This window comes from Rhodopirellula sp. MGV (genome assembly GCF_002251265.1).
GTDB classification, from domain to species: domain Bacteria; phylum Planctomycetota; class Planctomycetia; order Pirellulales; family Pirellulaceae; genus Stieleria; species Stieleria baltica_A.
The window spans coordinates 1-11,902 of record NZ_NPDI01000026.1 but is presented as its reverse complement, the minus strand read 5'-3'; the positions used below and the strand labels follow the sequence as shown (position 1 = coordinate 11,902).

The 11,902-nt window shown below is 56.8% G+C and carries 7 protein-coding genes; 1 reads left to right on the top strand and 6 read right to left on the bottom strand.

Annotated elements, in window-relative coordinates:
* Positions 1 to 27: 27 nt before the first annotated feature.
* The 5 genes from CGZ80_RS08245 to glgA all read right to left on the bottom strand — a co-directional run bounded on the left by CGZ80_RS08245 (position 28) and on the right by glgA (position 8,019).
* Positions 28 to 1,125 carry a Gfo/Idh/MocA family protein gene (locus tag CGZ80_RS08245; RefSeq protein ID WP_094413252.1) on the bottom strand — a complete coding sequence of 366 codons (1,098 nt, stop codon included), beginning with the start codon at positions 1,123 to 1,125 and terminating at the stop codon, positions 28 to 30.
* A 4-nt stretch (positions 1,126 to 1,129) separates the two neighbouring features.
* Positions 1,130 to 1,975, bottom strand: coding sequence for a phytanoyl-CoA dioxygenase family protein (locus CGZ80_RS08240; protein WP_094413234.1), 846 nt, complete (start codon positions 1,973 to 1,975; stop codon positions 1,130 to 1,132).
* A 186-nt stretch (positions 1,976 to 2,161) separates the two neighbouring features.
* Positions 2,162 to 4,330, bottom strand: a complete 2,169-nt coding sequence (locus tag CGZ80_RS08235; protein WP_094413232.1) for an alpha-amylase/4-alpha-glucanotransferase domain-containing protein — start codon at positions 4,328 to 4,330, stop codon at positions 2,162 to 2,164.
* Positions 4,331 to 4,908: 578 nt separating this feature from the next.
* Entirely contained in the window at positions 4,909 to 6,150 is a 1,242-nt protein-coding gene (locus CGZ80_RS08230; protein ID WP_158222607.1) for a DUF4921 family protein, read from the bottom strand.
* Positions 6,151 to 6,525: 375 nt separating this feature from the next.
* Positions 6,526 to 8,019, bottom strand: a complete 1,494-nt coding sequence (glgA, locus tag CGZ80_RS08225; protein ID WP_094413228.1) for a glycogen synthase GlgA — start codon at positions 8,017 to 8,019, stop codon at positions 6,526 to 6,528.
* A 234-nt stretch (positions 8,020 to 8,253) separates the two neighbouring features.
* On the opposite strand from glgA, the gene CGZ80_RS08220 reads away from it, so the two are divergent.
* The gene (locus CGZ80_RS08220; RefSeq protein WP_094413226.1) at positions 8,254 to 11,481 is read left to right on the top strand and encodes a serine/threonine protein kinase; all 3,228 of its coding nucleotides are present in this window, start codon (positions 8,254 to 8,256) and stop codon (positions 11,479 to 11,481) included.
* On the opposite strand, the gene CGZ80_RS27890 is transcribed toward CGZ80_RS08220, so the two are convergent.
* Positions 11,448 to 11,660, bottom strand: coding sequence for a hypothetical protein (locus CGZ80_RS27890; protein WP_094413224.1), 213 nt, complete (start codon positions 11,658 to 11,660; stop codon positions 11,448 to 11,450). The genes CGZ80_RS08220 and CGZ80_RS27890 overlap by 34 nt on opposite strands.
* Between the last annotated feature and the right edge of the window lie 242 nt (positions 11,661 to 11,902).

The following is an 11,902-nucleotide window of genomic DNA, read 5'->3' as shown; positions in this document are numbered from 1 at the left end:
TATGCAGCATTGCCACGCTTGGCATGACTAAAGCTCGATCGCACGATGTTCATTCGCCGATCGATAACACGCGTCTACTACTTCCATCGTTGCCAAGTTGTCGTGACCCGACAAAGAAGGCGATTTTTGTTGCTCGATCGAACAGAGCAGTTCTGCCATCGGCCCCAGAAAGGCATCGGGAAACCAGACGTCGTCCCAACGCGGCTGATGCCAGCAGGGTGCCTGCGTGGTGGTGTAGTCGAGCGTGCTTGGTGTTCGCTTCGGATAGTCCGGCCATCCGATCGTGCCTTTTGCCAAACCGTCGAGCCCCTCGATTCGAAAGTTGATCCGTAAATCTGCTGCCGCACCTTCACGAGCTGGCCCGGTCCAGACGTCGTCACAAATCTGACAACGCAACCCGCTGTCATATTCCAAGATGTACAGTCCGATGCCGTCCTGGTGTTCGAATTTTGTGCGTGGATCGGTTCGGAAGCTGGCAAAGACACGCCGCGGATTTCCAAACCAATATCGCATCGTATCGAGATGATGAATCGACATGATCCGGCATGTCACCCATCCCTGACGCTGTTGCCAAGGCATCCAGTGAGGAATCGCCCGCATGTCGATCGTCGCCAAGACAGGCTCGCCCAATCGCCCTTGCCGGATCAACTGACCAGCTGACCGCACCGCTTGGTCGTAGCGCATGTTTTGGTTGACACAAAGCGTCTTGCCAGCTTCGTCGCACAATCGCACGATCTCGGACGCTTCCGCTACGTTTACGCCCAACGGCTTTTGAGCCAAGATGCCTTTTAGGTGTGGTGCTTGTACAACGTCACGCATCACGTCCAGCAAGCAGTCCGGCGGAACAGCAACATCCACCACTTCGATTGACGGATCGGCCAACAGCTCTTGATAGGTCGGATACGTTGCCGGAATCTGATGCCGCGCGGCAACTTCCGCTGCCCGAGACGGTGTTCGCGAAGCGACCGCAATGGGATTCAATCCAGCACCGCGATACGCGACCAAATGGCAATCGGCCATGATAAAGCCGGCACCGATGCAACCGATTCGCCAATCACGACGCCGGGGAAGCTCTGGCCGAAAGTTCAACACGAGTGAGTCAGTCGATTCATTCTGATCGGCCATGCGTTCAACCATTCTGTTCCAGCGACTTTGCACTGGCGTCATGATTCGGGTCCAAGAACGCGACGGAGTTTTCGTCGTCATCAACAAATCGCCGGATGCCGATTTGCTTGATCGCTGCATCGTCTAAACGGTCCAGCGGTGTGTATCGCGGATGATGTGAATCCTTGTACGGATCGTTCGACTTGGCGTTATAGCAACACACCATCGCCCAACGCGGCGAGTCGGACCGATTCTGGTCGCTTCGATGCAGCAAGTTGGAATGAAAGAACAAGGCATCGCCAGGCTCCATCTCGACATAAACATGCTCCATCCGATTCAAGATCTGCTCCACGCGGTCCAGATCTGCTCCGGCCTGTTCGCCAGTCAATCGATGATCGATACGGCCGCAGTGGTGTGACCCACGAATGACTTGCAAGCAACCGTTCAATCTGGTGCTTGGGTCGACAGCAATAAACACGCTCAGCATGTTTGGCGTCAACACACCGTTGCCATACCAATATCCGTAATCTTGATGCCACGCCCATGCACCGCCCACGCGTGCGTCTTTCATGATCATCTTGGAATGATAATGGTACGGCTCGTCGCCAAGCAGCTGTTCTGCCGTGTCAACGATGCGGTGGCAGCGTGCGAACGCACCATAAATCCCTTCACCGGGATGGTTCCAAAGCGACAACCGAACGGTACCGCCCTCGCCGTCATTGCGTCCAAACGCATGATCATCCAGACGCTTGTCTTCCTTGGCTGACCGACGAAGCAGATCGATTTCGTCCCGATCGAAAAGAGAACGCGACAACAAAAATCCATCGCGTTGGTAGTCGCTGACGCGAGAAACGTCCGGTGTTGCGGGCATTGGCAGGGAGCCTGGGAGGGCAAAAGGTGGGGAAGATGCCCGCGATCATACCATGCCGGCGAACCGCATGCGGAGCTCCTTCATGCAAACGAAACACGGCACGCCATGACTGGCGTGCCGTGTTGGGTTTTGATCGTGATTACCAGCCATCAAACAATGCTGGCCAACAAGATTGACAAACAATGCTTACAGCTGAATGACTTGTTCTTCGTCAACCGTTTCCGCGTTCTGCTCGCAAGCGGCAGCGATTTCGATGGTCACGTGCCAGCGTCCTTCGCTGTCACCGCGAATCAACCAGTGTGGCTGGACACAAACGCTTTGGTGAACCAATTCGAAGCCCGCTTCGCTTTGGCTGACCGTTTCGACAGGGAACGCCCAGATGCCGCTGGGGCGATCCAGCTTCAACGCGACATCGATTCCCAACCAACGATCCGACAGGCTCAATGCCGAAGCGTCATGCAGATCAAGCGGTTGGCCGAGTTGCCCCAGTCGATGATCGTTTTCGTCTGTGAAATAACGATCGTCCGCACCGGCGGGCAAACCGGCGAAGTTCAGCTCGATCCCGAAGTGCAAATCGCGATCCTGCGGTAGGTTCTCCAGCAGGTATGTGACTTCCATCGTTTCGCTGCCAGCGACCATGGTGACCGCTTTGGTCAACACAATCGGAATCCCCCAGGCGTTGCCTTCGCGTCGCATTTGAACTTGTACTCGATCGGCTCCGCGGCGGAGCTTCGTCTCAAAGGGCAGCTCGACGAAATCACCACGTTCCATCGCTTCGCCACGCCAAACGTTCTCGAGCGATGCGTCGTTGTCATAGAAGTGATCCATCAAGCTCTTGCGTGCATAGCGGTCATACTGCAATCGCTTGTCCAAGTCAGCTTGTTTGAACACGACCCGGTCGTGAATGCTGGCGACATCATCGCCTGCCGCGTTCGGGCCGGCCAACACCTTTTGGTGATAGCTTTCGGGACGACGCTGCAACGTCGCGAGCAAGTTGTGGCTGATCTTGCGAACGTCCAATTCATAGATCCGTCCGCCGCGGCCGGGCTGGACCCAAGCACATAGCTTGTCATTGCTCAGACGAACTTCCTGCATCCCGTCAAAGTTGTAGTCGTCAGCGGTTGCCGTGACAGCGGTGTCGTTGAACTCGCCAGTCAGCTGCGCCAACAAGTTGTCCGCCGTGATCAAGTGCTCGAAGATCGCGTTGCGAAGGTGCGGCAGATAAATCCCACCGAACGCGCCATGCCAGTACGGACAATTGCATTGCCCGCGATAAAGGTGGTCGCGAATGACAGCCAGTTGCCCGGCGTCCACACCAGCCGCTTCGGCATCAGCCAAACGCCGGCTGACATGCATCATCCGAGCGTACATTTCGTTGGTTTCTTCGTACTTGCGTTTGAAGTTACGCCAGTACCCACCGCGTACAAAGTTCTTGAGATCTTTCCAGTGCGGATCCGCTTCCATCTCGTGCGTGACATGGCCAAGCGTTTGCTGTGCTTTGGTCGGCAAGGACCATTCGCCCATTTCACGGTAGCTGCAATCGGGCAGGTAAACCTTGCCACGTGATGGCGTCCGATTGATCGCTTCGTTCAATGTCACCGTATGCAGCCAAGATGCGTTCTGCGTCAACGCATCAAACAAGCCACGCAACCATCCACGTTCATAAACATGCACTTTGGTGTCAGGCCACGTGCCGAATTTCTCGCCATCGTCACCGAAGGTCAGCACGGCACCGGGCGAGCGTTCGGCAACTTCGCGGCAATGGTCAATCGTCGCTTGCACCGGCTGGAACGGGATCGTGTACCGCAGGTGCTCAGAGCCAGGGAAAATCCGCAACAATCGCCCATCGTCTTCGGTGATGAAGTAACCGGTCATCTCTTCATTGCGAAGACCAGCGGCGCGGAAGTGATAGTCGTCCAACACTGTGTAACTGATCCCGGCGTCAACGATATCACTCGTCAGCGGCGACTCCCACACGCGCTCTGGCATCCACATCCCGTCAGGAGTCGTGCCAAGATTTCGCTCCAACCAGCGGCTGTACGACTCGATCTGGCCAACTCGGTCGCGCGAAGGCAACATCGTCAGGATCGGTTCGTACTGCGGACCGCCGATGATCTCCACGCGTCCGGCTTCAACCAGCAAACGCAGGCGATCAAGGTATTCGGGGTGGCGTTCGGCCAGCCACAGCATCAACGGCCCTGAGGTGTGCAGCGAGATCTGCAGCTGGTCATAGGGCTCGAAGACTTCTAGAAATGGCAGATAGCTGTCTTGGTACGCTTGCTCGAAGACACCGTCAAAGTTTCCGATCGGTTGGTGGTTGTGAAGGACCAGGCAGAGATGAACGTGAGCGGACATATCAGGTGGTGCGATAATTGATTGGAAAGCAAGTCGTAAATCAGGGCAGACGCTAAGCCCGGACGATCCGGTGGCTGTCGCGGATTGTACGGACCAGGCCGACAATCCCGAATATCCTTCCTAGCGACCTTGTTACTGATAGCAAAAAATTGCCGAACATGTAAAAGCCAAACACGACCCACGAAGTAAAGGCAACGCACGCCGTACAGTTTCCCCAGTCCAGCCAATCCAGTCTATCGGCAATTAGGGCGGATCTTCATAGCGCGAGTGACGGGAGTTTTCTAGAAAACCAACAGCTGGTCTAACCGACTGTTCCCTGGAATGCCCGTGTGGCAACTGAAAATTTGCACTGTCATGCCTGACAAGCTGGCATCTGTGCATCCTTTTGTACTTCCGCCAAGTGCGTAGACACTCTGCAAATGGTGCATCCGGCGCGCCAACGCATCATGCGTTGACAATGATCCTGGCCGTTGCCGAAAACACGGCTTGAACGCACTGCATGAAACATGCAGTGTGAAACTGCATTCTCGGCCGCTTCTCGATACGGCGATTCGCGAGCGATAGCGTGGGGGTAAGACTTAGCCGAAGGCCAACACGCGACGAGGATCGTCACGGCGAGCGATTCGGCGATAGTTGGCAGCAGCGACTTCGGGCAGCATCGAATTGATCATGCAATCGCTGCTCCACTCGAATCCGGCGGCTTTGTTCAGGCGGGGGAAGATATCCAACCACCATTGGAACGCGTCTGGTTGCGAGGACGCGGGCGGGCAGGTGTGCAACAAGTAGTTGTACGCCTTTCCAGGGAACGCTTGATCGACCCAGTAGATCACACGAGTCAGCATGCTTGCCAACCGATCCAGGGTCGGATCGTCGAACGTCTCGAATCGCGGCTGATGGCTCATCGAAGTGACCCGAATCATCCCCGGGAAACGACTTGCGAACGGGCAGTAGGCGACGAAGGAGTCTTTCTTAGCGATGACGCGACTTTTTTGTTCACACTCCGCACGCAACAGGTCGCAACCCAGCGAGCTTCCGACACGGGCGCGGTGTGCTTCGCATCGAGCCATCGTCACGCGAGCTGCCTGAGGCAACAAACTGGTCGCGATCAGCTGGCTGTGGCTGTGATGCAACGAAGCACCGGCTTCGGGACCACAGTTCTTGAACACGCTGATGTAACGGATTCCGTCGACTGATGCCCAGTGCTTGATCCGTTCACGGTAAGCGACGAGCGTCAAATACACGAGCGCGGGGTCGAAGGATGCCATGTTTTCGGCATGCCCAGACGATTCGATGATCACTTCGTGACCACCGACAACGGGCGCCGAGGGAAACAGTTCATCGGTGGAGGGCTCGTGCGACCGGACCTCAGCACCTTCGATCGACGTGACGGCCGGGAACTTGTTCGGCACGACACGGACGTCCCAATCAGGCTGCTCGCCAAAACAAGCATTGACCAATGGTCGCGCGAATCGATCTGCACCTTGGTCGGTGGGAACGGCGCACAGGTCGCCTAGCCGGCCGGTCCATACGGCTTCGGGGGTTTGACCTTCGGATCCCGCGCAAAACGGACATCCGAGTTGGATCTCGCCCTGTCGGTAGACCGGCGACTGCAGCCCACTATGAGGAATGAACTCATTGGGCCGTTCATCACGCTTGGGCGCGTAAATGGTCCAACCGCCGGACAGTTGATCACGGCGGGAATGCGAAGCTGACTCGTCGTTCAGCCAAGCATGTTCGCCAATGATTTGATCTTGGGCGTCTGGATCGACGTCCCAACGGTTAACGGTACCACGACTGGTCCGTCGGACGGAGAGCATCATCCTGGTCTGCTCGTCTGTAGCTAGACGAGTATCCATGTCGATCGGGCCGTCCGTTTTTGGAGCCTTTCGTTTGACAGCAAACTCTAACTCCGCCTCGCGCACTTGTTGTCGTGCAGAAGAGTCCGCCGCATCTGGATGCATATCAGAATCGGCGTTAGGGAACATGGCGGACTACATTTGGGTTGGTTTAAAGCGACAACTACGCATCTGTGAAGATTTCTTCACAATTACGCAGTATGCGACTCGGGCCCCCACGATACTCCCTTTCTTGGTGACTCGTCGCACTCTCTCTATCGCACAACTCTAGCGATTCTGTCCTGGGTTCAAGGCAGGAATTTAAATATTTTCCGATGCCGATGAGATCTCGCGGCAACTCTACTCGTCTGGTGATGCGATAAGGGAAACTGCGTTTTCATAAAGCTCCACATACTGGGATGCACTCTTCCTCCAAGACCAGTCGCACGTCATCCCTCGCCGAACAAGGTCGGCCCAATTTTTTTTCTCGTGGTATCGCAAATAGAGCGCTCGACCAATCGCTTCGTCGAGACCGCGCGGCGAGTTCTCGCGAAGATGGAAGCCAGTGGCCGTTTCTTTGGCCAATGTCTCTGCTGACGTATCTACGACTGTATCGGCAAGACCGCCAGTTGGTGTCACTACTGGGACCGTTCCGTACCGGAGGCTGTAGAGCTGATTCAAGCCACAAGGCTCGTAGTGACTTGGCATCACAAACAAGTCAGCGCCAGCTTCGATCCGATGCGCGAGTGAGTCATTAAAGCCCACATGTGCGGCAACTTGCTTTGGCGCAAGTTCGGCAAGACGGGTAAGCTCGGCTTCGATGCGCGGATCACCGCTACCAAGTACCATCCACTGTGTCGGACGCTTTTCGGCAACATGCTGCTCGATCACCGGCAAAATCAGGTCCCATCCTTTCTGATCGGCAAGCCTTCCCACCAAGCCGATCATTGGGACATCATCATTGAGTTCCAAACCGAACTCGGCCTGCAGCGATCGCTTGTTAGCAACCTTGCCCTCTTGCCAATTGCCAACCGTAAATCTTGCGGCGAGCGCATCATCGGTTTCTGGATTCCAGATCGACGTATCGATTCCGTTGGTGATTCCCACCACGCGGCCGCCACGTGACGCAATCACTCCATCCAATCCGCAACCGTGATACGGCGTTTGAATTTCCATCGCGTAACGAGGGCTTACCGTCGTGACCAAGTCTGACATCGCGATGCCAGCCTTGAGATAGTTCATGTAGCCGTAGTACTCGTACGTCTCGTGATTGAACTCAGGCCAATCGAGCCCTGTCAGCGGAAACGCGTCGGAAGGAAACTGGCCTTGGTACGCCATGTTGTGGATGGTCATGATCGTTGCGGTGTCTTTCAGCACCGGCAACTTTTTACGATGCGTTCGGACCAATCCGGGGATCAACCCGGTCTGCCAATCGTTGCAGTGCAGCACATCGACTCGCTTGCCAACACGCTGCAACGCTACCAACGCGGCACGACAAAAGAACGTGAACCGCTCGGCGTTATCGGGATAGTCGCCGCTAGCGTCACCATACAACGAAGGCCGATCGAAGTACTGCGGCTGGTCGATCATCAAGACTTCGACGTTGCTGTCCGGCAGATGGCTTCGCAGCAACCGCCCACCGATCAATTTTGTCGGTGTCATCGGGATCGCAAAGCTTTGATCCGTCGTTTCGATTTTACAGCCGGAACGGCGGACCGAACGGAAGGCGGGAATGATGACCGTGCAGCGGTGTCCTAGCGCTGCGACTTCGCGTGGTAGCGTGCCACAGACGTCGGCTAGTCCCCCGGTCTTTGCAAAGGGGACTGCTTCGGAACTCAAATAGACGATATTCAAAATTCAAGCAAACTTCGATTGGAAAGCATGTCGGGCCGCGTTGTACGTAGTCAGGTGCAGGCAATCATACGCGCGTCATTACATCGCTTTCGCCCACCCGTACGAAAAATTATGGGTCGCAATTAGCGGTCATGCCTCGTTACGTTTGCCGCTAAGGGACCGAAATTCAGTTGTATCAGCTAAACTGTGTTCTACGGATTGCCTCTTCGCCCCTAACTTTTGCCTATTCCTTGCATGCCGATCGCACCGTCTGAGTTTTGGTTACGTCTCGTCGATTCCGGTCTGACCGATCAGCACGGATGCAGCAAATTTGCCGAGGCGTGCTCGCGTCAGTCACCGGACTCTTCGCTTGACAGCCCGACAATCGCGGCGATGTTGATCCGCGAGGGCGTGCTGACCAAGTTCCAAGCCAAACAGCTGCTCGGCGATCCTGCCCCCACTCTCAGGCTAGGGCATTTCGTCCTGCGTGATGACACGCCGGTGCGCCCACTGACACACTGGCTGGCCGTCCAGACCGCAGTCGCCCCAACTGAGGCTGCCGGTGAATCGACTCCGTCGCGACAAGGCTTCCTGCTCCGTGCACCGCTGTCGGCACTCGACGAAGCCCGCCGCAGCTGGCTGGCGTTCCATAGCGAACTCCGGCACCCTGCGTTGCAACCGATCGAGCTATCTGGTGGGGCCCAATCCGAAAACACAGAACAGATCGTCGAGATTTTTTCCCCGCTGCCAACCGGGGCGCCCCTGTGGGGTGTGCTGAAAAGCAAACCGAAACTCAGCCTCCGCAAAACCGTTCGTCTGGGCGTCGATGTCGCCGAAGCCTTGCAAACGATCCACAACGCCCCCAACGGCGGCATCGTACACGGTGCGATCGGCGCGGACCACGTCTGGGTGACCAGCAAGGGCAACGCAGTCCTGCTCCGCGACCCATCCTCGCCCGCTCGCTCACCACTCGCCGACTTGTCAGCGAGCTGGATCGAACGCATCGAACCGTCCGCACAGTACGCCGCGCCAGAACTCTCCGATCCGAACACAGCCCCAACGGTCGCATCCGACATCTATTCACTCGGATGTCTGCTCTTGACCGTGCTAACGGGCAAGCAGCCGTTCTCCGGCGAAACGAACGAAGCGTTGTTTGCGTCACATCGCGACACAACGCCAACCGAACTTGCCGAGGCAATTGCCCAAGGCGCATCAGGCGATCCGGTCCTACGCGTCCTCGCCTACGCGATGGCCAAAGACCCGGCCGCCCGGTTTGATTCCGCCGCTACCTTCGCCACCGCACTCCAGCGGGCTGCCGAAGTCAGCACGGCCGCAAAGAAACAGCCAGCGGCGCGAACGCCTGCCCCTACTCCCGAACCGGTCGCATCGGAACTTCAGAAACCAGAGCCGTCGACTCTCAAGCCGCCGAATCTCAAGCCGAGCCCAACAGCTACTCCGACCGCGCAACCTGAAGAGAAACCAGAACCTGCCCCGCCACCAACTGTTGCGAAGCCCAAAGCCGTGAAAAAGCGGGTGGTCAAGCAGGCCTCGAAACCGGTCGACAAACCAACCACCGAACCAAAGCCGACCCCAATCGCACCCGCACCTGAAGCCGCACCCACACCTGACGTTGCCCCGGCAGCGGAACCAATTTCGGCTGCCAAGCCGACCGCTGAGATTACCGAACCGGTTGCTATCGATGCCGAACCGGTTAGTGTCGCTGCCGAGCCTGCCACGCTTCCTGAAACCAAAACAGACAACACGCCTTCCACGCCCGCGTCTCACGTCCGGCGGAGACGACGGCGCAACAAGAATCGCGTCCCAATTTTGGCCGGGATGATGGTGGTCCCGCTGGTGCTGCTGGGTCTTGCGATCATGCTTCGTGGTCGCGGGCCACAACCCAAACCGACCCCATCCCCACGCCCGCGCATCACCCAGTCGATCCCAAAGGTCGGCGAGGCTCGCACAGAACCGACCGTCGATAGCGGTCCGAAACTCGTCCGCGGTTTCGAGATCGTTGACAACGATCGCTTGCTTTGGGTCCCGCCCTACGATGCGAAATCGTCTTCGCCATCACTTGAACTGTTGCCACCGGGTCCGGCGATTATCGCAAAGATCTCGGTCGCCAAGCTCACCGCGACGGACTCACCACTTCGCGACGCATTCGGCGAAGAACTCGACGCCATGCTTTCCTACATGGCAGATCGCAGTGGCGTCCCCGCTGATTCGATTGACCAATGCGTGATGGGTTTCTTCCCAGGATCAAGCGGCTACCCACGGACCGCAATGGTGATCAAGCTTGCCGAACCGACTCCAATTGCAACATTGCTAGAACAATGGGACGCGATCGAAACCCGTTCCGGCGAACAGGTCCTGTATGCCGACGAAGACCTAAAAAACGCTTACTACATCGGTGGCGGGGAGAACGGCAAACTGCCCGAAGGCCAAGATGTCACGCGATTCGTTGCCGGCACAATGGAGCAAATCCGCGAAGTCGCCGACAATGCGGGCGGCGGCATCCCGCTGCCACGCAACCTGCAAACGCTGTGGTCGCAAGCCAGCGAACAGTCCGACATGGTTGTTTTGGCGACGCCTAACTTTTTGTTCGCCGATGGGCGTGAACTGATCAACCGCAGCGTTCCCGAGCTGCGTCAATCACTGAAAAACTGGCTCATCCCCGATGTCGCCGCGTTTCAATTGTCGCTGACCGTTGAAGCCGATTCCAGTTACGTCGAATTGCGTGAAGTCCCCGCTGGCGGCGCGAGCCAAGCAACACTGCTACGCGACCTTCGCGACACGATGCAAGCCTGGCCAAGCTGGGCAGACAAGTTCTTGCTGGACACCATCCCCGATCGGTCTTGGCGAGTCCTCGCATCACGCTTGCCATTGATGCTGCGATTTGTCTCCGACCAAACACGAAGCAGTATCGATGGATCAACCGTCATCGCATCAGCATACTTGCCAACCAACGCTGCCAAACAAGTTTCGCTGGCAACGCTACTGGCAATGAACACGCCGCCGGGTGAATCAGCTGCCAACGGAACAGCTGGAAACGAGACCCAGGAGCTAACCATCGACGAACTGCTCGATCGGCCGATGTCGATTTCGTTCCTGCAACTGTCGCTGCAGTTTTCGATCGATGCTGTCGCTGACGAATTCCGACAAGACCTGCCCAAAGGATCCGCCGTACCAACCTTCAAAATTGTCGGCGGTGATTTGGAACTCAACGGCATCACACAAAACCAGCAGATCCGCAACTTCGACAAAGAAGACACGAAGCTACGCCAAGTGTTGACCGACATCGTCCGCGCCGCGAATCCGGATCCGACGGCAACCAGCCCCAAGGACCCCAAGCAAGCACTGATCTGGGTCGTGCACCCAACCGGCAAACCTGCAGCCGAATCCGAGATCCTGATCACGACACGCGACGCCGCGAAGAAAAAGAACTATCAGCTACCCGCCGAATTCCAAATCGATCCGTAATCGGCCGCCTCACAGCAATGCTCGCTCGCACCGCAGCGCTCTGCCCCAGCCATCAGCCTGTCCCATTCATCAGGCGATGCGCTCTCAAACCGGTCAGCATGGAGCCACATGAAGTCCGGCAGTTGAGCTTCGGCGACGCGAAACGCTTCGTCGGTCGCGAGTGTCCCAGTGCTAAACATGAGAAGCCAATCCAGGCAGCGGGGAAATCGCCATCTGGCAAGTCTCAATTCCGGTGAAAGGCACGTTACCGGTATTTGTTTACCATCACCATGATGGATAGATACAGAGGCAGTGCCGTCGGGCTTGTCAAATCACCCGAAATCCAACAAGTGCAATCACCAATCCATTATGATTTTCAGTTGTCTTCATTGGTGTTCGATTAGTGGAGATCAGTGGTTGGAATATTGGGAACACTAATCAG

Coding starts and splice junctions, on each gene's coding strand:
- CGZ80_RS08235 (WP_094413232.1), bottom strand. CDS start 4,330: ATGTCCGCTCACGTTCATCTCTGCCTGGTCCTTCACAACCACCAACCG.
- CGZ80_RS08245 (WP_094413252.1), bottom strand. CDS start 1,125: ATGGCCGATCAGAATGAATCGACTGACTCACTCGTGTTGAACTTTCGG.
- CGZ80_RS27890 (WP_094413224.1), bottom strand. CDS start 11,660: ATGTTTAGCACTGGGACACTCGCGACCGACGAAGCGTTTCGCGTCGCC.
- CGZ80_RS08220 (WP_094413226.1), top strand. CDS start 8,254: ATGCCGATCGCACCGTCTGAGTTTTGGTTACGTCTCGTCGATTCCGGT.
- CGZ80_RS08230 (WP_158222607.1), bottom strand. CDS start 6,150: ATGATGCTCTCCGTCCGACGGACCAGTCGTGGTACCGTTAACCGTTGG.
- CGZ80_RS08240 (WP_094413234.1), bottom strand. CDS start 1,975: ATGCCCGCAACACCGGACGTTTCTCGCGTCAGCGACTACCAACGCGAT.